The organism is Nonomuraea terrae (genome assembly GCF_004348995.1).
Classification (GTDB): domain Bacteria; phylum Actinomycetota; class Actinomycetes; order Streptosporangiales; family Streptosporangiaceae; genus Nonomuraea; species Nonomuraea terrae.
Window position 1 is genome coordinate 1 of sequence record NZ_SMKQ01000149.1, and the last position, 22,853, is coordinate 22,853.

At 73.2% G+C, this 22,853-nt stretch carries 20 protein-coding genes; 9 read left to right on the forward strand and 11 right to left on the reverse strand.

Annotated features, from left to right (window positions below):
- Positions 1-415, reverse strand: a 415-nt coding sequence (locus tag E1286_RS33355) for an ROK family protein (RefSeq protein ID WP_132618888.1), incomplete at its 3' end; no start/stop codon positions are given.
- 95 nt (positions 416-510) lie between these two features.
- On the opposite strand from E1286_RS33355, the gene E1286_RS33360 reads away from it, so the two are divergent.
- From E1286_RS33360 to E1286_RS33375, 4 genes are all read left to right on the forward strand, one after another.
- Positions 511-1,524, forward strand: coding sequence for a phosphotransferase family protein (locus E1286_RS33360; RefSeq protein WP_132618890.1), 1,014 nt, complete (start codon positions 511-513; stop codon positions 1,522-1,524).
- 102 nt (positions 1,525-1,626) lie between these two features.
- On the forward strand, positions 1,627-1,854 hold the full coding sequence (locus E1286_RS33365) for a hypothetical protein (protein WP_132618892.1): 228 nt from the start codon (positions 1,627-1,629) through the stop codon (positions 1,852-1,854).
- 89 nt (positions 1,855-1,943) lie between these two features.
- On the forward strand, positions 1,944-2,795 hold the full coding sequence (locus E1286_RS33370) for a helix-turn-helix domain-containing protein (protein WP_132618894.1): 852 nt from the start codon (positions 1,944-1,946) through the stop codon (positions 2,793-2,795).
- A gap of 72 nt (positions 2,796-2,867) precedes the next feature.
- Complete coding sequence (locus E1286_RS33375; protein ID WP_165970026.1) at positions 2,868-3,131, forward strand: hypothetical protein; 264 nt, start codon at positions 2,868-2,870, stop codon at positions 3,129-3,131.
- A gap of 19 nt (positions 3,132-3,150) precedes the next feature.
- Here E1286_RS33375 and E1286_RS33380 read toward each other — a convergent pair whose 3' ends face one another.
- The 4 genes from E1286_RS33380 to E1286_RS33395 form a co-directional block, all read right to left on the reverse strand.
- Positions 3,151-4,491, reverse strand: a complete 1,341-nt coding sequence (locus tag E1286_RS33380; RefSeq protein ID WP_132618898.1) for a HAMP domain-containing sensor histidine kinase — start codon at positions 4,489-4,491, stop codon at positions 3,151-3,153.
- Positions 4,488-5,189, reverse strand: coding sequence for a response regulator transcription factor (locus E1286_RS33385; protein WP_132618900.1), 702 nt, complete (start codon positions 5,187-5,189; stop codon positions 4,488-4,490). Before E1286_RS33385 ends, E1286_RS33380 begins: the two co-directional genes overlap by 4 nt.
- 105 nt (positions 5,190-5,294) lie before the next feature.
- Positions 5,295-6,797 carry a phytoene desaturase family protein gene (locus E1286_RS33390; protein ID WP_132618902.1) on the reverse strand — a complete coding sequence of 501 codons (1,503 nt, stop codon included), beginning with the start codon at positions 6,795-6,797 and terminating at the stop codon, positions 5,295-5,297.
- A 92-nt stretch (positions 6,798-6,889) separates the two neighbouring features.
- Entirely contained in the window at positions 6,890-7,780 is an 891-nt protein-coding gene (locus tag E1286_RS33395) for a LysR substrate-binding domain-containing protein (RefSeq protein ID WP_132618904.1), read from the reverse strand.
- Positions 7,781-7,850: 70 nt separating this feature from the next.
- Between E1286_RS33395 and E1286_RS33400 the strand changes: the two genes are divergently transcribed.
- From E1286_RS33400 to E1286_RS33415, 4 genes are all read left to right on the forward strand, one after another.
- Positions 7,851-8,843 (forward strand): YeiH family protein, encoded by a 993-nt coding sequence (locus E1286_RS33400; protein WP_132618906.1) that lies wholly within the window; start codon positions 7,851-7,853, stop codon positions 8,841-8,843.
- Between the two features lie 117 nt (positions 8,844-8,960).
- On the forward strand, positions 8,961-9,890 hold the full coding sequence (locus E1286_RS33405) for a pseudouridine-5'-phosphate glycosidase (protein ID WP_132618908.1): 930 nt from the start codon (positions 8,961-8,963) through the stop codon (positions 9,888-9,890).
- The gene (locus tag E1286_RS33410; RefSeq protein ID WP_246075428.1) at positions 9,875-10,816 is read left to right on the forward strand and encodes a carbohydrate kinase family protein; all 942 of its coding nucleotides are present in this window, start codon (positions 9,875-9,877) and stop codon (positions 10,814-10,816) included. The genes E1286_RS33405 and E1286_RS33410 overlap by 16 nt, the downstream gene beginning before the upstream one ends.
- Positions 10,817-10,898: 82 nt before the next feature.
- A complete protein-coding gene (locus tag E1286_RS33415) occupies positions 10,899-13,547 on the forward strand; it encodes a hypothetical protein (RefSeq protein WP_132618910.1) in 2,649 nt (882 codons plus the stop codon).
- Positions 13,548-13,553: 6 nt separating this feature from the next.
- Here the strand turns inward: E1286_RS33415 and E1286_RS51485 are convergent, their stop codons facing one another.
- A complete protein-coding gene (locus tag E1286_RS51485; RefSeq protein WP_281282799.1) occupies positions 13,554-16,508 on the reverse strand; it encodes a helix-turn-helix transcriptional regulator in 2,955 nt (984 codons plus the stop codon).
- A 155-nt stretch (positions 16,509-16,663) separates the two neighbouring features.
- On the opposite strand from E1286_RS51485, the gene E1286_RS33425 reads away from it, so the two are divergent.
- Positions 16,664-17,617: an ankyrin repeat domain-containing protein gene (locus E1286_RS33425; RefSeq protein ID WP_132618912.1), complete on the forward strand. Its 954-nt coding sequence runs from the start codon at positions 16,664-16,666 to the stop codon at positions 17,615-17,617.
- Positions 17,618-17,647: 30 nt separating this feature from the next.
- Here the strand turns inward: E1286_RS33425 and E1286_RS33430 are convergent, their stop codons facing one another.
- The 5 genes from E1286_RS33430 to E1286_RS33450 all read right to left on the reverse strand — a co-directional run.
- Positions 17,648-18,079, reverse strand: coding sequence for a GNAT family N-acetyltransferase (locus E1286_RS33430; RefSeq protein ID WP_132618914.1), 432 nt, complete (start codon positions 18,077-18,079; stop codon positions 17,648-17,650).
- 56 nt (positions 18,080-18,135) lie between these two features.
- Positions 18,136-19,272: an acyl-CoA dehydrogenase family protein gene (locus E1286_RS33435; protein WP_132618916.1), complete on the reverse strand. Its 1,137-nt coding sequence runs from the start codon at positions 19,270-19,272 to the stop codon at positions 18,136-18,138.
- Between the two features lies 1 nt (position 19,273).
- Positions 19,274-20,179: a hydroxymethylglutaryl-CoA lyase gene (locus tag E1286_RS33440; RefSeq protein WP_132618918.1), complete on the reverse strand. Its 906-nt coding sequence runs from the start codon at positions 20,177-20,179 to the stop codon at positions 19,274-19,276.
- The gene (locus E1286_RS33445) at positions 20,179-22,137 is read right to left on the reverse strand and encodes an ATP-binding protein (RefSeq protein ID WP_132618920.1); all 1,959 of its coding nucleotides are present in this window, start codon (positions 22,135-22,137) and stop codon (positions 20,179-20,181) included. Before E1286_RS33445 ends, E1286_RS33440 begins: the two co-directional genes overlap by 1 nt.
- Before the next feature lie 3 nt (positions 22,138-22,140).
- Positions 22,141-22,853, reverse strand: a 713-nt coding sequence (locus E1286_RS33450; RefSeq protein ID WP_281282800.1) for a carboxyl transferase domain-containing protein, incomplete at its 5' end; no start/stop codon positions are given.

The window sequence follows — 22,853 nt, forward strand, 5'->3', positions numbered from 1 at the left end:
GCACCATCGCGCCCGCGATGCCCGTGCCGATGGGCAGGAAGAGCACCTCGCCGCCGCCGGCCCCGCAGGCGAGCTCCGCCTCCCCTGCCGAGCGGACGTCGTGGCCGAGCACCACCGGCAGGTCCACGTCCGCGAACGCCGCGGCGGGCACGTCCCGCCACCCGAACGCGGCCGCGAAGATCGCGTGCGTGGGCGTGACCAGGCCGGGAACGGCCAGCCCGACGGCGAGCGGACGCGCCCCCTCGCCCGGCCGGGCGAGGTCGGCGACGAACCGGGAGATCGCGGCGACCACCCGTTCCGGCCCCTCGGCGCGGGGGGTCGGCCGCCGCTCGACCCGCAGCAGCGTCCCGTCCCCGGCGACCAGGCCGCCCTTCATCGTGGTGCCGCCGACGTCCACCGCGGCCACGCAGTCCATCCGCCGTCCTCTCTCTCACGCGATCCGGGTTGACCTTGTGCGCGGGGCTCTCGTAGGGTCGGCGACTAGAATATCCTTCGGTCGAAGGGCGGTTCATGTCCATCACCCACATCGACGTCGGCGCCGTCGACTTCGACGCGCTCGGCGTGTGGATGGACGCCCAGGGGTTGCCGGGCGGCCCGATCACGAACGCCACACCGGTCCGGGGCGGAACGCAGAACGTCATGGTGCGCTTCGAGCGCGGCGGCCGCCCGTACGTGCTGCGCCGCCCTCCCCAGCACGCCCGCGCGAAGAGCAACGAGGTGCTGCGCCGTGAGGCGCGGGTGCTGGCGGCGCTGCGCGACACGCCCGTCGCCGCGCCCCGGCTGGTGGCCGCGCAGACCGCCGAGGAGCCGGTCTTCTACCTGATGGAGCCGGTGGACGGGTTCAACCCCTCGACGGGGCTGCCCGAGCCGCACGCCTCCGACCCGGCGATCAGGCACCGGATGGGGCTGGAGGCCGCGGCGGCGCTGGCCGAGCTGGGGCGGGTCGATCCGGCGGTGCTGCCGGGGTTCGGCCGGCCGGAGGGCTTCCTGGAGCGGCAGGTGCCGCGCTGGCTGAAGGAGCTCGACTCGTACGGGGAGCTCGACGGCTACCCCGGACCCGACATCCCGGGGCTGCGGGAGACGGCCGACTGGCTGACCCGCCACCTGCCCAGGACGTTCACGCCGGGCGTCATGCACGGTGACTACCACTTCGCCAACCTGATGTTCGCCTGGGACGGGCCGCGCGTGGCCGCGATCGTGGACTGGGAGATGTGCACGATCGGCGACCCGCTGGTCGACCTCGGCTGGATGGTGGCCATGTGGCAGCCCGGCGACAACCACGTGCCGGGGCTGCCGCAGCCGAAGGAGCTCGTCGCGTACTACGCGGCGCTGTCGGATCGCGACCTGTCGTCCATCGACTGGTACGCGGTCATGGCCTGCTTCAAGCTGGGCATCGTGCTGGAGGGCACGCACGCCCGCGCGTTCGCCGGAAAGGCGCCCAAGGACATCGGCGACCTGCTGCACGCGACGACCCTGGGGTTGTTCGAGCGGGCGCAGGAGTTCATGGGGGGCGCGTTGGATTGAGATAAATCACGACATATCACGATTTCGAGGTAAACGATCGCAAACAAGCCTCCGAGACATAGGATTGCGCGCAATTGCAGCCGTTCACGTGGAAGGATCGACATGCGCATGCGGTTCCTCGGCTCTCTCTCGGAGGCGGGCGCCTGCCCCACCCTGTACGAGACCGACCGCGGCACCATCGTCGTGCAGGGCATGCAGGTCACCGACGCCGAGGCGCTCGCGGACCTGCGCGACGTGCTCGACGGCGAGACCGCGGTGGAGGTGCCCCGCGAGCTCATCACCGAAATCGCCCGCCGGGTCCTGCCCGACGCCGGAACGACCACGACCTGACCTGCGGCGGAACACCCATGACTACCGCTTGATCACGATTGTCACGGATGGTGGCATGATCGGCGGCCGCGGGACTAGCGTCTTGCGGCGTGACGTCGTTTCAGCAGGCGCGCATCGAGCTCGGCGGTCAGTTGCGTCGGCTGCGCGAGTCCGCCCGTCTGTCCGGCAAGGAGCTGGCCGAGCGGCTGAGCTGGCAGCCGTCCAAAGTCTCACGCCTGGAGAACGCCCGGCAGACGGCCACCGAGGACGACGTGGTCGCCTGGGCGCAGGCCGTGGGCGCCTCCCCCGCCACCACCGACGAGCTGATCAGGCAGTCCATCGCCCTGCTCAACCGGCACGACGACTGGAAGCAGCGCCACCGCAGCGGGCTGGCCGCGATCCAGGAGGACATCCGCGATCTCGAGGCCCGCACGACGGCCTTCCGGGTCTTCGAGCCGGGCATCATCGCGGGCCTGCTGCAGACCTCCGAGTACGCCCGGCACGTCTTCCGTAAGGTCAAGCGCCTCTACAGCGCCCCCGACCAGATCGACACCGCCGTACGCGTGCGCATGCAGCGCCAGGAGATCCTCTACGACCGCACGCGGACGTTCCGGTTCGTGGTGACCGAGGCCGCGCTGCGCACCTGCCTGGCCCCGCCGGAGGTGATGCGCGGCCAGCTCGACCGGCTGTTCGCCGTCAGCACGCTGCCGAACGTCGAGTTCGGCGTCATCCCCTTCGGCACCGAGCTGCCGGCCAACCCGATCAACGGCTTCTGGATCTACGACGAGTCGATGGTCGGCGTCGCCACCATGACGAAAGACCTGAACCTCCGCGATCCCGACGACATCGCCTTCTACGTCCGGGCGTTCGACGATTACGCAAAAGCCGCAAAGTTTGACGAATCGGGACGAGAGGTCATCATAGGCATTCTGGCTGAATATAGGAAACAAACCTCACATTAACCGCAGCAATTGCTTGCCACCCCACGCAAGATCGTGCAATTCTGTCGCGAGACGATGCGGAGGTGACGCTTGATGCTTGATACCGCGCTCAGCCTCGAGCGGTTCGCGTGGCACGCGGGCCGGCATGCCGACCTGTCGGTCCAGAGCGTCGCCCTGGCGAGCGACCCGGCGTACGTGTCGGTGCGCAACCGTTTCTCGGCCACCCTCGTGGAGACGGTGACCTGCTCCGACGAAGGCGCCTTCATCACCTCGTGGGGCTACCGCCTCGGCACGACCGACGACGTCGAATCCGCCGCCGCCCGCCTCGCCTTCCTGCTCGCCGCTCTCCCGGCGTAACCTCGGCCCACCCGGGGCGTCAGCGCACCGGCCTGCCCGGCAGGTCCATGGTCGCGATCGCCCCGCCGTCCGGCGCGTTCGCCAGGCGCACGGTGCCGCCCGCCTCCGTGACGGCCTGGGCCACGATCGCCAGGCCCAGGCCCGAGCCGGGCAGGCTGCGCGCCGACGGCGAACGCCAGAACCGCTCGAAGACGTGCGGCAGCTCCGCCTCGTCGAGCCCGGGGCCGTGGTCGCGCACGGTCAGCCGGCCTTCCCGCAGCCGCACCTCGACCTGGCCGCCGGGGCTGAACTTGGCGGCGTTGTCGATGAGGTTGAGCACGGCGCGTTCGAGCGAGGTGGCGCTGCCGACGACGTACCAGGGGCGCAGGTCGGTGGAGACCTCCGCGCCGCGCAGCCGGGCCCGCTCGGCGGCGATCGTGACCACCTCGTGGAGGCCCAGCTCGACGTGCGGCTCGTGGTCGGTGTCGCCCCTGGCGAGCTGGAGCAGGTCGGCGACCAGCGTCGACAGCTCGGCGAACTGCGCCTTCACGTTGATCAGCAGCCGTTCCTTCGCGGCAGGGTCGAGGCTGCGGCCGGTCTGCTCGCTGCGCAGGAGCAGGTCGATGTTGGTGCGCAGGGTCGTGAGTGGCGTGCGCAACTCGTGGCCGGCGTCGGCGACGAGCTGTTTCTGCCGTTCGCGCGAGCCGGCCAGGGCGCTGGTCATGGCGTTGAACGAGGCCGACAGCCGGGCGATCTCGTCGGTGCCGGTGACCGGGATGCGGGTGTGGAGGTCTTCGGTATGCGCGATGTGCTCGACCGCCTTGGTCAGCTGGCCCACGGGACGCAGGGTGGCCCGCGAGATGGCCAGGCCGGCCCACGCCGCCCCGAACACGCCCATCGCCGTGATGCCGCCGAGCGCCATACCGCTGAGCTGCAGGGTCCGCTCGATGTGGTAGAGGGAGCGGGCCTCCATGACGGCCACGCCGGGCGCGAAGTTCAGCGTCACCACGCGCACCCGCTTGCCGTCTCTTGTCACGCCGTAGCGGTAGATCGTCTCGTGCTGCCCGGGGATGGCCGTCTCGTCCTCTTCCGTCGGCACGATCGGCGGGCCGATCGAGCAGGTGGTGCCGTCGGCGTGCAGCAGCGTCGCCATGCCGTCGAACATGCCCTGCGAGCCTTCGGGCGTGCACGCGCGCACGAGGTAGTCCTTGTCGCCCTGCTTCTCCGACTCCTCGATGGTGTAGTCGAGCTGCTGGATGACCAGGCGCTCGACGATGAACCACGAGAACACGGCGCAGACGGCGACGGCGAGCGCCACCGCCGCCGTGACCAGCAGGGTCAGGCGGGTACGCAGGCTGCCCCTTCTCCCGGCACGCCTCACGGCACGTCTCTCAGCACGTAGCCCACCCCGCGCACGGTGTGGATCACCCGGGGCTCTCCTCCTGCCTCGGTCTTACGCCGCAGGTACATCACGTAGACGTCGAGCGAGTTGGACGTCGGCTCGAAGTCGAAGCCCCACACCTCGCTCAGGATCTGGTCTCTGGTCAGCACCTGGCGCGGATGGGACAGGAACAGCTCCATCAGCAGGTACTCGGTCCGCGTCAGGTCGAGCCTGCGCTCACCGCGGGTGACCTCCCGGGCCGCCTGGTCCATGCGCAGGTCGCCGTACGACAGGATGTCGCCCTCGGGGGCTCCGCCACCGCTCAGCCGGCCGCGCCGCAGCAGGGCCCGCACCCGCGCGAGCAGCTCGTCGAGCTCGAACGGCTTGACGAGGTAGTCGTCGGCGCCCGCGTCCAGCCCCGAAACCCGGTCGCCGACCGCGTCGCGCGCCGTGAGCATGAGGACGGGGATGGGGTTGCCCCCGGCCCGCAGCCGCCGGCACGCGGTGAGCCCGTCGAGGCGCGGCATCATGACGTCGAGCAGCACCGCGTCGTAGGTGTCGGCGGCCAGCGTCTCCAGCGCCTGCAGCCCGTCGTCGGCCGTGACGACCTTGTAGCCCTCGAACTCCAGGCTCGACTGCAGCGCCTCACGCAACGCGGGCTCGTCGTCCACCACCAGCAATCGTGCGGGCTCACTCATGCCCCAACGGTAAAACCTCATCATGAGAAGGTGATGAACGACCCATGCCACGGTGCCGGAAATCACCACGCTTCCGGCGGCGCGGTGAGCCCTGACGCCCTCGCCTCAGGAGGTCAGCAGGGCCATGGCGGCGTTGTGGCCGCCGATGCCGCTGACGCCGCCGCCCCGGCGGGCACCCGCGCCGCACAGCAGGATGCGTTCGTGCTCGGTCTCCACGCCCCATCCGCCCTTTTCCGCGTACGGCCAGCTGAGGTCGGCGTGGAAGATGTGGCCGCCCGGGAGGCCGGCGTCCTTCTCCAGGTCGACGGGGGTTTTGACCTCGACGCATGGAGTGCCGTCCGGGGCGGTGAGCAGGCATTCCTGAAGGGGCTCGGCGAGGACGGCGTTGATGGAGGCGAAGGTGGCATCAAGCGCTATTTCTCGCGCTTTATCGGGATTTTTCCGGAAAAGTCTGGCTGGCATGTGGAGGCCGAACAGTGTCATCGTCTCCGCCCTCCCCCGCAGCTCAGGGCCGAGAATGGACGGATCGGTCAGGGAATGGCAGTAGACCTCGGCCGGGGGCAGCTCCGGAATCTCCCCGCGCGCCGCCTGCGCGTACGCGGCGGCGAGCTGGTCGCGTCCCTCGTTGATGTGGAACGTCCCGCTGAAGGCCGCCCGGGGATCGACCGACGGGTCCTTCAGCCGGGGCAGCCGGGCGAGCACCATGTTGACCTTGAGCTGCGCGCCCTCGGGCACCTCCGGGGGCCGGCCCATCACCCGGTCGAGCACGGCGGGCGGCAGGTTGACCAGCACGTGCCGGCCGTTCACGGTGTGCTCGCCGTCGCCGGCCCTGAACGTCACCTCACCGGACGGCGAGATGCCGACGATCTCCGCGCCGGTCCTGATCTCCGCGCCCGCCCGCCTGGCGGCCGCCTCCAGCGCGCCCGAGACCGCGCCCATGCCGCCGACCGGGACGTTCCACTCGCCGGTGCCGTTCCCGATCACGTGGTAGAGGAAGCAGCGGTTGGCCGACAGGTCGGTGGCCGGGTCGGCGAACGTGCCGATCAGCGCGTCGGTGAGCACGACGCCGCGCACGGTGTCGTCGGCGAAGTACTGCTCGACCGTCTCGCCGATCGGCTGGGCGAACAGGTCACGCCACGCCTGCGGCCCGACCAGGCGCTCGATCTCGATCTCGGGGCGCAGGGGTACGAGCAGGGTGGGGGCGAGGGCCTCGGCGACGCGGGCCGCCATGCCGTAGAAGCGCCGCCACGCCTCCAGGTCGGCCTCGCCGCCCGTGACGCTACGGAACGACGCCGCCGTACGCAGCTCGTCCTCGTTGTCGACCAACAGGCCGGTGTCGCCCTTCGGGGTGTAGGAGGCGTAGCGGCGGCGGCGCAACTCCAGGTCGAGGCCCAGGTCGCGGACGATCGTGTCGGGCAGCAGGCTGACGAGGTACGAATAGCGCGACAGGCGCACGTCCACCCCGGGGAACGGCCGCGCCGAGATCGCCAGGCCGCCCACGTGGTCGTACCGCTCCAGGACGAGCACCCGCCGCCCCGCGCGGGCCAGATAGGCGGCCGCCACCAGCCCGTTGTGCCCGCCTCCGGCCACGACCACGTCATACGTCATTCCGGCACCTTACGACTCATCCCATAGCTCACGTCAACGCCCACTTCCAGACATTTCCTGCCCTTTCTCCCATTGGCCACGCACCGGCCGGATCAGGGCCGGGTGGCGATGGCGAGCAGGGTGGCGGCGGAGCCGGTCAGGGGGCGGCCGCGGCGCCAGACGGCACGCAGGCTGCGCACCAGGTTCAGGCCCGCCAGTGGCACCTCCACCAGCCGGCCCGTCGCGACGTCGGCCTCCACCGCGTACCGGCTGAGCACCGCGGGGGCCGCTCCCGCCTGCGCCGCGCCCTTCACCGCCGAGTTCGACCCCAGCTCCAGGCGCGGGCTGGCCCGGTGCAGGTCCGCGAACGCCACGTCCAGCGTCTCCCGTGTGCCCGACCCCGGCTCGCGCACCACGAGCGGCGTGGCGGCCAGCTCGGCCCCCCGCAGCGCGGTACGCCGCCGCGCCCACGGATGCCCCGGCGCGACCACGACCACGAGCCGGTCGGTCCCCACGACGCGGCTGTCCAGCCCGCCGGGCACGTTCGGCCCCTCGACGAACCCGAGCTCCACCTCGCCCGACAGCACCCGGGCCGCCACGTCGGCGGAGTTGACCACGTCCAGACCCACGGGAACGGCGGGCTCGCGGTTCTGGAACTCGCCGAGCCAGCGCGGCACCAGGTACTCGGCCACCGTCATGCTCGCCGCGACCCGCAGGTGGGCGGCCCCGCCCCGGCGCACGGCAGCGACGGCGCGCACGAGCTCCTCGGCGGCGGCGAGCACCTGCGCGGCCCAGTCGGCCACCATCTTGCCCTCGGAGGTCAGCGTGGAGCCGCGCGGCGTGCGCTCGATGAGGGGCAGCCCGAGGCGGCGTTCGAGCCGCGCGATCCGCTTGCTCGCGGACGGCTGCGCGATCCCGGCGGCCCGGGCGGCCTGCCCGAGGCTGCCGAGCTGCCCGACGTCCACGAGCAGCTTCAGGGAGCCCAGATCGGGCAGCTCAGTCATAGCTGAAGGCTATGACCTCCCAGACAAAGCGTGCCTACTGGGCGTTTCCGCCGCCCAGAAGACTGGGATCATGTCCCTCGCCACGCGTCCCTCGCCCTCCCGCGGCCTGCCGCCGGGCACTCTGTGGCCCGGCGTCTGCGCCGCGGCCGTGGCGGTGGCGGGCGCGCTGCTCGTCAACCGATACGTCCCGGCGCTCAGCCCCGCCGTCGTCGCGGTCGTCGCCGGCGCTGTCCTGGCCGGCCTGGCGGGCGTCCCCGAGCGGCTCAGGCCGGGGCTCGCGTTCGTGTCGCGGCGGGTGCTGCGGGTGGCGGTGGCCCTGCTCGGCCTCCAGATCGCCGTGCCCGACCTGCTGGCTCTGGGCTGGCCGACGATGGCGGTCGTGGCGGTCGCGACGGGGCTGACGTTCGCCGTGACCCCGGCGATCGGCCGGCGGCTGGGCCTGTCGCCCGGCACGTCGCTGCTCGTGGCCACCGGGGTGTCCATCTGCGGCGCGGCGGCCATCGCCGCCATGCGCGAGAGCACCGACCTCGCCGACGAGGACGACGCCGCCGCGGCCCTGGGCGTCGTGGTCCTGTACGGCACCGCGGCCCTCGCCCTCGTCCCTCTCGTGGGCTCGCTCGCGGGCCTGTCGCCCGCCCAGCTGGGTGTGTGGACGGGCGCCGCCGTGCACGAGGTCGCCCAGGTGGCGGCGATCGGCGCGGCCTCGGGCGTGCTGGCCGCCGCCGTGACGGTCAAGCTGGGCCGCGTCGTGCTGCTGGCCCCGATCGTCGCGCTGACCGCCCACCGCGGGCGCGAACGGGGGGCGAAGCCGCCGATCCTGCCGTTGTTCGTGGCGGCGTTCCTCGCGATGGTGGTCCTGCGCGCCGCGGGGTGGGTGCCGGCGGCGGTGACCGGGGCGGCGCCGGCCGTGACGAACGTGCTGATGGCCGCGGCGCTGTTCGGCCTCGGCACCGGCATCGACGTGCGGCGGCTGGCCAGGGGCGGCCGGGTCGTGCTGCTCGGCGGGATCGCCACGACGATCATCGCCGCCACGTCGCTGGCCGGGGTCGTGCTGCTCGTGTGATCCTCAGGTGGACGGGTGGGCCGAGGGGCCGTACCCTGCCTCGTTCGGAACAAAACCTACGAAAACCACCGTTCCGGCTAGGCAACCCAGGACCACGCGAGGAGCGTCACAGTCACCATGCGCAGCAGCAGCACCGTCCCCGTTCTCCGGCCCTCCGACGAGGTCGCCGACGCCCTGGCGAACGGCGCGCCCGTCGTGGCGCTGGAGTCCACGATCATCTCCCACGGGCTGCCGCAGCCGCGCAACCTGGAGGTGGCCCGCGAGCTCGAAGGGGTGGTCCGCGAGGCCGGTGCCGTCCCGGCCACGATCGCCGTCCTGGACGGCGTCCCCAGGATCGGGCTGGAGGAGCCGGAGCTGGAGCGCATCGCGACCGAGCCGGGGCTGCGCAAGCTGAGCCAGCGCGACCTGCCCATGGCGGCGGCGCTGAAGGCGAGCGGGGCGACCACCGTGTCGGCCACGTCGTTCCTGGCCGCCCGCGCCGGCATCCGGGTGTTCGCCACCGGCGGGCTGGGCGGCGTGCACCGGGGCTGGACCGAGGACCAGGACGAGTCGGCCGACCTCGACACGCTCGCCCGCACCCGCATCACCGTGGTCTGCGCGGGCGTCAAGTCGATCCTCGACGTGCCGGCGACGCTGCAGCGCCTGGAGACGCGCGGCGTGAGCGTGGCCGGTTTCCGTACGGACACCTTCCCCGGCTTCTACCTGCACTCCTCCGGCCTGCCGGTCGACTGGCGGATCGACTCGCCCGAGGAGGCGGCGGCCGTCATGCGCGGCCAGGACGCGCTGGGCGGCCAGGAGTCGGCGCTCATCGTGGCCAACCCCGTCCCGCGGGACCTGCAGCTCGACCCCGAGCTGCACGACCGCGTGCTCGCCGAGGCGCTGGCGGCGGCCGAGCGCGAGGGCGTCAAGGGGCAGGCGATCACCCCGTTCCTGCTCGGCTACCTGGTGGACGGCACCGGCGGCGCGTCCCTGGAGGCCAACCTGGCCGCCGTACGCGGCAACACGGCCCTGGCGGCCCGGATCGCCCTGGCGTGGGCCACGTCGTGACCGCCGGCGCCCTCGTGGTGGTGGGCGACATCGTCACCGACATGGTGGCGCTGCACGGCTCACCGGTCATGATCGGCAGCGACGCGGCGGCCGACATCGTGCTCCGCCCCGGCGGCTCCGGCGCGAACACCGCCACCTGGGCCGCCGCCCTCGGCTCCGAGGTGCGCCTGCTGTCCAGGCTCGGGTACGACAGCAGCGAGTGGCACATCGGCGAGCTGGTCAAGTCGGGCGTCCGCCCGCACGTCACGGTCGACCCCGACGAGCCGACGGCCGTCGTGATCGCGATGGTGGACAAGAGCGGCGAGCGCACGATGCTCACCAACCGCGGCGCCGGCGGCCTGATCTCGGAGGCCGACTGGGACCCGTCCCTGCTCGACGGCGCCGGCCGCCTCCACCTGTCGGGCTATCTGCTGTTCGCCCCGGGCGGGCTGCTGCTGGCCCGGCGGGCGGCGGCGGACGCGGTGGCCGCCGGTGTGCCGATCAGCGTCGACCCGGCCTCCACGGGGCCGCTGCGCGACTTCGGCGTCGCACGTTTCCTGCGCGAGACGGCCGCCGCCGATCTGATCATCCCGAACCTGGACGAGGCGCTCCTCCTCACCGGCGCCGCCACCGGGGAGCGCGCCGCCGTACTGCTCAGCGAGACGTACGGCACCGCGGTCGTCAAGCTCGGAGCCGGTGGCGCGCTGGCGGCGAAGGACGGCGAGGTGGTCGCGATGGCCGCGGGCGTGCCGGCCGACGTCGTAGACTCGACGGGAGCGGGCGACGCGTTCGCCGCCGGCTTTCTCACCGCGGCCCTGCAGGGCGCCGACGAGGCCACCGCCCTGGAGGCGGGGTGCCGAGCTGGTGCAGAATGTGTGGCCCAGGTGGGCGGCCGTCCACGGTACGGTTTGGATCTGAACCGTCTTTACCCTATTCACACTGATTGATAGCTTGCCGCGTAGGCTGCACCATTAGCCACAAGCGTCACGGGGAGCACACGCGGCTCACTGGGGAGGATAAGGTCCGCCGATGGAAGTCGAGTCATCGATCTGCCTGAGCGACCTGGTCCCTGCCCTGCGCTGGAGCCGCCCTCAGCAGGTGGCCGAGGTGCTCGGCGATCCTCGTCTGCCCGCGGGATGGTGGTCCTCTCTCGCGCTGTCGAGGGCACTCGGCACGGCGGGGCTCGACTGGATCTGCGACCGCCTGGCCCGGCTGGCCTCCTCCCGGTGGGACCATCTGCCGCTGTGCGACCTGCTGCCCGCTCTGACGGTGCACCACGTCGATCCCGCGCTGCCCGGCTGGCCCGACTCCACCCGTACGGCGGTGACCGGGCTCGGCGGCTGGCACCGGCTGCGCCGCCTGTCGCCGGCCGACCTGACCACCCCGTCGGCCACGCCCGAGGTGCTGATGGGCGCGGTCTTCCGCGAGATCATCGGCCGTATCCCGGCCCAGCGCGAGGCCGCCCAGGCCCCCGGGGCCTCCCCACTGCCCGGCGCGGCGTCCCCGCTCGCCGGAGCGCCAGGCTCGGTGTCCCAGCTCTCCGCAACGCCGGACTCCGGATCCCAGCCTTCCGGAACGCCAGGCTCCACGTCTCCGCTCTCGGGAACCTCCGCCTCCGGAGCCCCGCTCTCGGGAGCTCCCGCCGCGGCGGCCGGGGCGCCCGCCTCGGCGTCTCAGCGGCCCGGTCCCTCCGCTTCTCCGCCCTCCGGGGCTCCCGCTTCAGGGGCCCCGGCCTCCGGCGCCTCGCAGCCCGGAGCGCCCGGCTCCCAGCCGCCCGCCTCGTCCGAGACTCCCGGGCGGCCGGGCCATCCCGAGGTCACCCGTCCCGTCCAGCGTGACGGCGAGGGCTCGCCCCGAGGCACGGGGCCGTTCCCCGCCGCGCCGGAGGGCCTCCCGCAGCGGCCCGCCGCCACCCAGAGCGGGGGGTTCCCCGCGCAGGGCGAGTCCGGCCCCGAGCCGACGGGCGACGGGCTCCCCCAGCGCCCGGCTTTCCCGCAGGACGGCACCCCGTCCCGGCCGGGCTCCTTCCAGCCCGCACGGGACCCTCGCCAGAACGGCTCCCTCCCGTCCCCGCAGGAGAGCCGCCAGACGGGCTCCTTCCCTGCCGTGGAGGGTCAGCGCCCATCGAGCTCCTTCACACCCGCCGACGACCAGCGCCGGCCCGGCTCGTTCACACCCCCGGACAACCAGCGCCAGACCGGCTCTTTCCCGGCCGCGCAGGACCCGCGCCAGACCGGCTCTCTCCCCGCCGCGCAGGACCCGCGCCACAGCGGGCCCTTCCCCGCCCCACAGGCGGAGGGTGGCGGCTCCGGGCAGCGGCAGACCGGTTCCTTCCCCGCGCAGAGCGGCTCCGTCCCCGCGCAGCAGCAGGGCGGCGGGCCGCGGCAGGGGTTCCCTGGCGAGGGCCTGCCTCAGCGCCCCGGCACCGGCCAGTCCGGCGCCGGGCCGTCCGAACGCCTCCCGCAGCGTCCCACCGGGCCGCAGCCCGGACGCCCGAGCGCCGGCCCGAGCGGTCCGGGCCAGGGCTCCGGCGGGCCGAGCACCGGGTCGATCCCGCGCATCCCGTCCGGCGACACCGCGAAGGGCGTGCCCGCCTACGCCGGCCCCAGCGCCGTCCCCTCCGACCCCGACCACGCGATGGTCCGGGTCGTCGACGGCCTGTTCCGCACCCTCGACAAGCTGGAGCTGGCGGTCGCCGTGCACCGGCTGTTCGCCGAGGACCCGATCAGCCTCCGTACGCTCGCCCACAAGATGCTGGTCGATCGGGACGCGCTCTCCCAGGCCCAGCGCACCGCCGAGGAGCGCGTCCTGCACTGGCTGCGCTCGTCGGAGTCGGCCCCGGTCACGGGCCACATGTTCCGGCTGACGGAGTGGCTCGGCGCGGCGGCCACCGAGGATCAGCTCATCGGCGCCGACCCCGCCCACCCGGTGATGGTGCCCTCGCTGCGCACCCCGCTGTGGCGCGTGCTGGTGACGCTCATGCCCGACCGCAGGCTGCAGGACGGCTGGCTCGTCGTGGGCGACATCCACGGCCTGCAGGCCCGCACGCGGCAGGTGCTCGCCTCGGCCCCGCCCGACGCCGACGTGGTCGAGCTGATGGCGGAGCTGGGCATCCGCGCCCATTCGGCCAAGGCGTGGCTCGACGCCCTGCCGCCGGAGGCCGCGCCCGACCGTTCGGCCGCGCAGTCGTCCCCCGCCCAGCCGCTGCCCCGCCGTACGCCGGGTGCCAACGGCCACCATCACCGCGGCGGCCAGCCGATCCCACCGGCCCCGGCCGGCGGGATCGACCCCTCGGCCGCGCTGGCCACGCTGTCGGCGCTGTCGGGCGGGCGTTCGCCGATGCTCCACGTGGCGGGCACACCGTCCACGCCGCCCCCGCCGTTGCCGAGCCCGTCGTCCGACCCGCGTCGCTGGCAGCGCATCGAGGTCACCCCCGAGCACCTCAGGGGCGGCCCGGTGCCCGTCCCCGAGGGGTACGCGGCCCAGCTCGGCATGCGTCCCGGCACCCTGCTGTCGGTGACGGGCCCGGGCGACAACGCGATCGTCCTGGTCTGGCAGGGCCAGCAGCCGGTCTTCGACTCGCTGCAGCCGGTGCTCATGCGCCTCAACGCCCGCCCCGGCGACCAGGTCTACGTCACCGTCGACGGCTACCGCCTGGAGGCCCAGCTGACCGGCTGAGCCCGGTCAGGCGTCGAAGAGGCGCAGGCGGTGGGCGGTGGCGGCGGCCTCGCCCCGGGTGGCGACGCCCAGCTTGGCGAGGATGTTGGAGACGTGCACGCTCACCGTCTTGGCCGAGATGAACAGCCGTCCGGCGATCTCACGGTTGCTCCGCCCGGCCGCGACCTCGCGGAGCACCTCCAGCTCTCGGGCCGTCAGCCCCAGCGGCTGCCCGTCGGCCGGCTCGTCGGAGCCGCCGATCCTGGCCCGCCGCGCGAACACGTCGAGGCGTTCCAGCAGCGGCGCCACGCCCAGCTCCCCGGCGAGCTCGCGGGCCCGCGCCACCCGCGCCGCCGTCTCCTGCCGGTCGCCGGCCGCGAGGGCCGCCTGCGCCGCACCCACCTGGCACTGCGCCTCCGCGTACGGCTGCCGCAGCGCCGCCCACGTCCCCGCCGCGAGGTCCCACGCCTTGACCTGCCAGGCGGCCGGCTCAGCGGCGGCCTCCTGCGGCGAGTCGGGCCCGGCCAGCGCGGTGAACGAGAGCCGGTGCGCCCGCTGCAGGTCGCCGTCGACGTCCATCTTCGGCGCCAGCGCCCGCGCCCGCCGCAGCAGGGACGCGGCCGCCGAAGGGGGCTCCTCCCGGCCGCCGAGCACGACCTCCAGGGCCTGCGCGTACGGACGGGCGTCCCAGATCAGCTCGGCGCACGTCACCAGCACCGGCCAGCCGTAGCGGGAGTTGGCGGTCACGTCGTGCTCGTCGAGGATCCGCCCCGCCGCCTCCAGGGCCTCGGCGGACCGCCCGCGCGCCTTCAGCAGCCGGACACTCCTGCACAGATGCGGCAACACGGCCTGGTCCCGGTGCGTGCCGCGCGACAACACGCTACGCGACGACGCGAGCAACTGCTCCGCCCGGTCGTACTGTCCCCGTGCCAGGGCGATGTCGAAGGCGAACCCCTGCAGGCTCGCCCGGTAGGGCGCGGGCGGCGCGAGGGAGATCGCCTGCTCGATCGCCCGCAAGGCCTCGTCCCAGCGCCCGAGCGACACCAGCGGCTCGGCCAGGTTGATCGCCAGGAACGTGCCGGACGTGCGGGCCAGGCCGTAGCGGGTGGCCTCCTCGACGCCCTCGCGCGCGACCTGCGCGGCCCGCTCGTGCCGGCCGGCGCCTTCGAGCGCGTCGGACTCGGAGATCGCGCAGCGCATCAGCACGCCGTACGCCTCCACGGGCGCGGCGATGCGGCGCGCCGCGGCGTACGCCCGCAGCTCCTCCATGTCCGCGTAGCGTGAACCGGAACAGGCCATGTTGATCAGCGCGTGGGCCTCGACGTTGGCGTCGCCGACCTCGTGGGCGATCTCCATGGCGAGCCGGGCCGTGGCGATCTTCTCCGGCAGGTCCTCCGGCCGGTGGAGCATGCGCGACAGGCTCTCCAGCACCTGGCCGCGCAGTCTGGGCTGGTCCGCGGGGACGAGCGCGGCGGCCTCGCGCAGGTCGTCGAGGAAGCCGGGCCGGCCGAGGTCGTAGCGGGCCAGGCCACGCAGGCGCAGCACCTGCGCCGCCCTGACGGGGTCGGTGCCGGCGTCGATCTCGTCCAGGGCGGCGCCGGCCAGGGCGACGCTGCGCTCGTACTCGCCGGCGAGGTGGGAGACCTTGGCCGTCTGCCGCAGCACGTCGATCCGGCCGGCGCCGATGCGCTCCGCGGCGTCGGGCACGCGGTCCCACAGCTCCAGCACTCTGGACAACATCCGGAGCTGCTCGTCGTAGGCGGTGGACTTGCGGGCGACGGCGGCCGCCCGCCAGGCGCTGACCAGCGCCCAGGTGGAGTCGTGGGCGCTGTGCCAGTGGTGGGCCAGCTCGATGGCGCCGCGCGGGGCGGGCAGGATCGACAGGTCGCGTTCCAGGGCCTGGGCGTAGCGGGTGTGCAGGCGGGTGTGCTCGCCGGGCAGCAGGTCGTCGTGGAGCGCCTCGCGGATGAGCGCGTGGCGGAAGGAGTAGCCCTCGCCGTCGACGACCAGCACGTTGCCGGCCACCGCGGGCCGCAGCGCGTGGGCCAGAGCGCTCTCGTCGAGCCCGGCCACGGCGCTGAGCAGGGCGTGCTCGATGCGCTGCCCGCCGGCGCTGGCCACCCGCAGCAGCTCCTGGGTCTCGCCGGGCAGCCGCTCGACGCTGGCGAGCAGCAGGTCGCGCAGCGACTCGGGCAGCGCCTCGGCGCCGTCGGCCTCGTTGACCAGCGCCTCGACGAACAGCGGGTTGCCCTCGCTGCGTGTGTAGATCAGGTCCATGTCGGCGGTGGCCGGCTCGTGCCGCAGGATGCCCGCGGCCAGCGCGTCCGCCTCCTCGCGGGTGAGCCTGGGCAGCGCGAGCCTGCTCACCCACTCGACCCGGCTCAGCTCCGCGATCAGCGGCCGCAGCGGATGGCTGCGGTGCAGCTCGTCCGTACGGTACGTCACCACGACCAGCAGGCGGGCCGCTGTGGGCTGGTAGCGGACGAGGAACGACAGCAGGTCGCGGGTGGACCGGTCGGCCCAGTGGGCGTCCTCCACCACGAGCACCACGGGACGCTTGTCGGCCAGGCGCTCCAGCAGCCCGAGCACCTGCTCGAACAGCCGGGCCCGGGCGTCGGCCCCGTCGCGCCCCGGCTCCCCGAACTCCGGCAGCAGCCGCCCCAGCGCCCGCGCGTCGCCGCCCGGCACGAGCGCCGCGACGCCGTCGTGGCCCAGTTCGCGCACGAGCCCGCGCAGCACGGCCGTGAAGGGCGCGAACGGCAGGCCCTCGGTGCCCAGCTCCAGGCAGCCGCCGACCAGGACGAGCGCGTCGCCGGCCCGGCCGGTGAACTCCTTGATCAGCCGTGTCTTCCCGACCCCCGCCTCGCCGCCGACGAGCACGGTGGACGACGCTCCGGCGCGGGCCCGGTCGAGGGCGTCACCGAGGACGGCCAGCTCGCGGGATCGGCCGACGAACAGGGGGCTCACGGCATGGATCGTCACGCGTCCCAGCATGCCATCAGATACCGACATAAATGCGCCATCATCCCCCATATCCCAGCAGTCCCCCGGCGGGGCGGACGCACGGCCGGAAAATGTCCTGGCCCTCCGCCATGATGGCCCGGTCGTATCCGCACGCATGATCTCCAGGAGCCCCCATGACAGCCGATATGCCTTCGGGATGGGCCGACTTCACGTGGCATTCCTGGCAGGACCTCGCTCTGGTCCGCGCCAGGCTCGCCGCGGGCGCCGACCCCCACGAGGCGGCCTTGTCACACGAGGCGCCGCTGCACGCCGCGGCCGGACGCGGATCGCCGGAGGTGGTCGCCGAGCTGGCCCGCCGGGTGCGCGACGTCGACGCCGAGCACGACGGCCGCACCGCGCTCTGGGTCGCGGTCTTCAACGATCGGCCCGACAACGCCCGTGCCCTGGTCGCCGCCGGGGCGGACCCGTGGCGGCCGATGATGGCCGGCTGGTCGCCCGGCCGGCTCAGCCTGGCCGGTCCCACTCCCGGCCTGTTCTTCCCGTTCCCGGCGGGCCACGCCGGCCTGACCGAGGCCGAGGCCGCCGCCGTGGCGGAGGCCGACCGCCTGATCGGCATGCTGGGCGACATCCAGGGCGACGGCTTCGGGCTCGCCTGCGTACGCGGGGTCAGCGCCGCCGAGGCCGCCCGGCGGCTGGCGGCCGAGCCGGTCGACGACGAGGAGCTCGACGAGATCCTCGACGACCCCTTCGACGAGGACGACGCCATGCGGATCGTCGGCTTCGCCGACATGCCCGGCGGCTGCGTCGTCAGCCAGGAGTACGGCTACATGCCGTTCACGCCCGTCGTCATGCGGTTGCTGTCGGCGGGCACGGTCGCCTACGGCATGTACGCCAATCCCAAGAGCGGCAACCAGGGCTGCGCGTACCGCGACGGAGAGGTCGTCGCGGGTGACACGCATCCGGGCGGAGACGACGCGTCCACCACGGATTCGGCCGAGGAGATCCTGCTCAAATACCTGTACGCCGGTCGCGCCGAGGCCTACTGCTACGCCGCCGCGGGCCTTCGCCCGGCCGTCGCCGCCCCGGAGACGCTCCTGAGGCTGCCCGAACGTGACTACTGGACGTAGCCGCCGCGCCCTCGGCCGAGCCGCGACCGGCTAGCGCAGGACCTTGCGGTAGAAGGTCGCCGAGGCCTCGTAGCCGAGGGCGTGGTAGAACTCGGGCGCCCGCCGCGTCGCCATGGCCACGTAACGGGCGTCGCGTGAGCGGGCCCAGCGCTCGAACTCCTCCAGCAGCGCCCTGCCCATGCCCTGGCGGCGCGAGCCCGACTGGACCATCGCCTCCTCGACCCACGCCACCGGCCCGTTGGCGAAGAGCGTCAGGTGGACGAACCCCAGCAGGTAGCCGTGCACCCGCCCGCCCACGACCGCCGCGAGCAGGAGGGCGTCGTCATCGGCGAGCAACGCCGGCAGCGCGGCGTCGAAGGCGTCGCGCTCCGGCTGGAACGTCACGCCGAAGTCGCGGGCCAGCCCGAAGACCGCGTCCGCGTCCGACTTGTCCGCTCTCCTGATGAGAAGATCGTCACCCATGACTGATGACCCTAGTTGACCTACTCCCCGCAGCTGAAGGGGGCGCGGGGGGCGGATCACAGGTCGCCCAGCCCCAGCTGCCGGGCGATGAGCATGCGCTGCACCTCGCTCGTCCCCTCACCGATCTCCAGGATCTTGGCGTCGCGGTAGAAGCGGCCGACGGGGAACTCGTTCATGAAGCCGTATCCGCCGAAGACCTGGGTGGCCTCGCGGGAGTTGTCCATGGCCGCGTTGGAGGAGACCAGCTTGGCGATGGCCGCCTCCTTCTTGAACGGCAGCCCGGCCAGCATGCGCTCGGCCGCGTGGTAGTAGGCCAGGCGCGCGGTGTGGACGCGAGCCTCCATGTCGGCGATCTTGAACTGGATGGCCTGGTAGTGGCCGATCGGGTGGCCGAACGCCCTGCGCTCCCTGACGTATTTCAGGCACTCGTCCACGCAGCCCTGCGCCAGGCCCACGCTCAGTGCGGCGATGGCGATCCGGCCCTCGTCCAGGATCTGCAGGAACTGGGCGTAGCCTCGGCCGCGCTCGCCCAGGAGGTTCGCGGCGGGCACGCGGCAGTCGGCGAACGCCAGCTCGCGGGTGTCGGAGGCGTTCCAGCCGACCTTGGAGTACTTCTTCGACACCGTGAACCCGGATGTTCCGCTCGGCACGAGGATCGTGGAGATCTCCCGCTCGCCGGTGAGCGCGGCCACGCCGACCACGCCGGTGATGTCAGTGCCGGAATTCGTGATGAACGCCTTCGTGCCGTTGATCACCCATTCGCCGCCGTCGAGCACCGCCGTCGTCCGCATGCCGCCCGGCACGTCGGACCCGCCGCCCGGCTCGGTCAGCCCGAACGCGCCCAGCATCTCCCCCGAAGCCAGTTTCGGCAGCCACGTGCGGCGCTGCTCCTCGGTGCCGAACCGGTAGATCGGCATCGCGCCCAGCGACACGCCCGCCTCCAGGGTGATCGCCACGCTGGAGTCGACCCTGGCCAGCTCCTCCAGGGCCAGGCAGAGCGCGAAGTAGTCGCCGCCCATGCCGCCGTACTCCTCCGGGAACGGCAGCCCGAAAAGCCCCATCGCGCCCATCTGGCGCACGATGTCGTAGGGGAACTCCTCGCGCTCGTAGTAGTCGCCGATCACCGGAGCGACCACTTCGCGGGCGAACGCCTCGACCGTCTTGCGCAGCTCTGCGTACTCGTCGTTGAGCATGTCAGCCTTTCGATAGCGCCTGTACGACGCGTGATGGGCTGGGCCGGCCGAGCAGCTCCGCCAGCCAGACGCTGGTGGACACGAGCTTGCCCAGGTCGAGCCCGGTCTCGATGCCGAGTCCGCGGAGCATCCAGACCAGGTCCTCGGTGGCCAGGTTGCCGGTCGCGGATTCGGCGTACGGGCAGCCGCCGATGCCGCCCGTGGAGGCGTCGATGGTGGTGACGCCGGCCTGGAGCGCGGCAAGGGTGTTGCCGAGCGCCTGGCCATAGGTGTCGTGGAAGTGCACGGCGAGCCGCTCCGGCGAGCGGAACGCCTCGATCAGCGCCGTGACGTGACCCGGCGTGCCCACGCCGATGGTGTCGCCGAGCGACAGCTGGTAGCAGCCGAGCCCCAGCAGGCGCTCCCCGACCTGGACGACCTGCGAGACGGGCGTCGGCCCCTCCCACGGGTCGCCGAAACACATCGACACGTACGCGCGTACCCGTACCCCGCTCTCCAGCGCCCTGGCCACGACCGGCTCGAACATGTCGAACTGGCTCTCCAGGCCGCGGTTGAGGTTCTTGGCGGCGAACGTCTCGGTGGCACTGGCGAAGATCGCGATCTCGTCCACGCCGCGGTCGAGTGCCCGGCCGAGGCCGCGCTCGTTCGGCACCAGGACGGGGTAGCGCACGCCCGACTTCCTGCGCAGCCGGGCGAGCAGCTCGTCGGCGTCGGCGAGCTGCGGCACCCACGTCGGGTGCACGAAACTGGTCGCTTCGATGATCTTGTGCCCGGCGTCGGCGAGCCGCTCGATGAACTCGGCCTTGACCTCGACCGGCACGACCGCCGACTCGTTCTGCAGCCCGTCACGCGGCCCGACCTCGTAGATCGACACCTGTCGCGGCAACCCTTGCATGGGATACGGCATCACGCCTCCTCAGCGGTGACCACGGCGAGAACGGCGTCCATGTCGACCGGCCGCCCGGGCTGGGCGGGCAGTTCGGCGATCACGCCGTCGCAGGGGGCGGTGACCGTGTGCTCCATCTTCATCGCCTCCACGATGACCAGCGGCTGACCCTCGCTCACCCGTTCGCCGAGCTGGGTCTTCACCACCAGGACGGTGCCCGGCATCGGGCTGCGCACCACGCCGTCGCCCGCGCCGGCGGCGCGCGCGCGGTCGCCGGGGTCGCCGATCAGGTGGCGGGTGAACGACCACGCCTCGCCGTCGCGGCCGAGCCAGAGCGTGTCGCCCTGGCGTACGCACAGGTAGTGCTCGGTGCGCCCGGCGAGCGTGACGGCGAGGCCGGGGCCGTCGCGGCGGACGCGCGCCGGGACCGCCCGGCCGTCGAGCCGGACCTCGGCCGCCTCCTCCGGCACCCCGCGCACGGGCACCGCGTGGACGCCGGCGCGGGACTCCAGCCGCCACGTGGTCCACGCGCGCTCGCCGACCCGCCAGCCGTCGGTGGCCTCCCAGGGGTCGTCGCCCTGCGGCATGGCGTGGAAGACGAGCGCCGCCGCGGCGAGCACGTCGTCGCCGGGCGTCCCGTCGGCGGGCACGAGCTCGGGCAGGACGCGCTCGACCAGCCCGGTGTCGAGCTCCCCTGCCGCGACGGCCGGGTGCGTGACCAGGGCGCGCAGGAACGGGACGTTGGTGACCACCCCGAGGACGGCCGTGCGGGCGAGCGCCCGGTCGAGCGCTCGCAGGGCCGCTGCCCGGTCGGGCGCCCAGGCGACGACCTTGGAGAGCATCGGGTCGAACTCGCTGCCCACGACCCCACCCTCGGCCAGCCCGGAGTCCACCCGCACGGCGTCCCGCCCGCCCGTGGAGCGGCCCGCGTCGGCCGGTTCGCGGAGCAGCAGGACGTGGCCGCCGGTGGGCAGGAAACCGCGGGCCGGGTCCTCGGCGTAGACGCGGGCCTCGACCGCGTGGCCGTCGAGGCGAACGTCGTCCTGGGTGAACGGCAGCCGCTCCCCCGCCGCCACCCGCAGCTGCAGCTCCACCAGGTCGAGTCCGGTCACCAGCTCGGTGACGGGGTGCTCCACCTGAAGCCGGGTGTTCATCTCCATGAAGTGGTAGGCGCCGGTGGACCCGTCGACGATGAACTCCACCGTGCCCGCGCCCACGTAGCCGACCGCGCGGGCGGCCTCCACCGCCGCCGCGCCCATGGCGGCGCGCGTCCCGGCGGTCAGGAACGGCGAGGGCGCCTCTTCGACGATCTTCTGGTGGCGGCGCTGCAGGCTGCACTCGCGTTCGCCCAGGTGCACCACGGTGCCGTGGGTGTCGGCGAGGACCTGGATCTCGATGTGGCGGGGGCGCTCGACGTACCGCTCGATCAGCAGCGTGCCGTCGCCGAACGCGGCCCGTGCCGTGCGCCGGGCCGACTCCAGGGCGTCGGGCAGTTCGGCGGCCGACCGTACGAGGACCATGCCCTTGCCTCCGCCGCCGGCGGACGGCTTGATCAGTGCGGGGAAGTCGCGCCACTCCTCCAGGGCGTCGGCGGCGCCGGGCACCACGGGGACGCCGGCGGCCGACACCGTGGCCTTGGCGCGGATCTTGTCACCCATCGCGTCGATGGCCGCGGCCGGCGGCCCGACGAACACCAGCCCGGCCTCGGCGCAGCGCCGCGCGAACGCGCCGTTCTCGGCGAGGAACCCGTAGCCGGGGTGGACGGCCCGCGCGCCCGTGGCCTGGGCCGCCGCCACGACGGCCTCGATGTCGAGGTAGCCGGGGATCTCGACGGCGAGGTCGGCGTCACGCACATGACGGGCCCCGGCGTCGGACGGCGTGTGCACGGCCACGGACGTGACGCCGAGCGCGCGGAGGGTGCGGGCGATCCGTACGGCGATCTCGCCCCTGTTGGCGATGAGGACACGGTCGAACAACATGCGTCACATCCGGAAGACGCCGTAGCCGGCGGGCTCGAGCGGGGCGTTGGCCGCCGCGGACAGCGCCAGGCCGAGGACGGTGCGGGTGTCGAGCGGGTCGATCACGCCGTCGTCCCACAGCCTGGCCGTGGAGTAGTACGGGTTGCCCTGGTGCTCGTACTGGGCCCTGATCGCGTCGGCGTCGGCGGCGCCGACGGTGGTGAGGACGTTGGCGGCCTGCTCGCCGCCCATGACGGAGATGCGGGCGTTCGGCCACATCCACAGGAACCGGGGGGAGTACGCCCGTCCGGCCATGGCGTAGTTGCCCGCCCCGAACGAGCCGCCGACCACCACGGTGAACTTGGGCACCCGGGCGCACGACACGGCCGTCACCATCTTGGCGCCGTGCTTGGCGATGCCGCCCGCCTCGTACGCCTTGCCGACCATGAAGCCGCTGATGTTCTGCAGGAAGACCAGGGGGATGCGGCGCTGGTCGCACAGCTCGATGAAGTGGGCGCCCTTCAGCGCCGACTCGCTGAACAGGATGCCGTTGTTGGCCAGGATGCCGACCGGGTGGCCGTGGATGTGGGCGAACCCGGTGACGAGCGTCGAGCCGTACTCGGCCTTGAACTCGAGGAAACGCGAGCCGTCGACGATCCTGGCGATCACTTCGTGCACGTCGTACGGCTGACGGGTGTCGGCGGGGATGACGCCGTACAACTCGCGGGGGTCATGGC

Coding starts and splice junctions, on each gene's coding strand:
- E1286_RS33360 (WP_132618890.1), top strand. CDS start 511: ATGTCCATCACCCACATCGACGTCGGCGCCGTCGACTTCGACGCGCTC.
- E1286_RS33365 (WP_132618892.1), top strand. CDS start 1,627: ATGCGCATGCGGTTCCTCGGCTCTCTCTCGGAGGCGGGCGCCTGCCCC.
- E1286_RS33375 (WP_165970026.1), top strand. CDS start 2,868: ATGCTTGATACCGCGCTCAGCCTCGAGCGGTTCGCGTGGCACGCGGGC.
- E1286_RS33385 (WP_132618900.1), bottom strand. CDS start 5,189: ATGAGTGAGCCCGCACGATTGCTGGTGGTGGACGACGAGCCCGCGTTG.
- E1286_RS33390 (WP_132618902.1), bottom strand. CDS start 6,797: ATGACGTATGACGTGGTCGTGGCCGGAGGCGGGCACAACGGGCTGGTG.
- E1286_RS33395 (WP_132618904.1), bottom strand. CDS start 7,780: ATGACTGAGCTGCCCGATCTGGGCTCCCTGAAGCTGCTCGTGGACGTC.
- E1286_RS33400 (WP_132618906.1), top strand. CDS start 7,851: ATGTCCCTCGCCACGCGTCCCTCGCCCTCCCGCGGCCTGCCGCCGGGC.
- E1286_RS33405 (WP_132618908.1), top strand. CDS start 8,961: ATGCGCAGCAGCAGCACCGTCCCCGTTCTCCGGCCCTCCGACGAGGTC.
- E1286_RS33415 (WP_132618910.1), top strand. CDS start 10,899: ATGGAAGTCGAGTCATCGATCTGCCTGAGCGACCTGGTCCCTGCCCTG.
- E1286_RS33425 (WP_132618912.1), top strand. CDS start 16,664: ATGACAGCCGATATGCCTTCGGGATGGGCCGACTTCACGTGGCATTCC.
- E1286_RS33430 (WP_132618914.1), bottom strand. CDS start 18,079: ATGGGTGACGATCTTCTCATCAGGAGAGCGGACAAGTCGGACGCGGAC.
- E1286_RS33435 (WP_132618916.1), bottom strand. CDS start 19,272: ATGCTCAACGACGAGTACGCAGAGCTGCGCAAGACGGTCGAGGCGTTC.
- E1286_RS33440 (WP_132618918.1), bottom strand. CDS start 20,179: ATGCCGTATCCCATGCAAGGGTTGCCGCGACAGGTGTCGATCTACGAG.
- E1286_RS33445 (WP_132618920.1), bottom strand. CDS start 22,137: ATGTTGTTCGACCGTGTCCTCATCGCCAACAGGGGCGAGATCGCCGTA.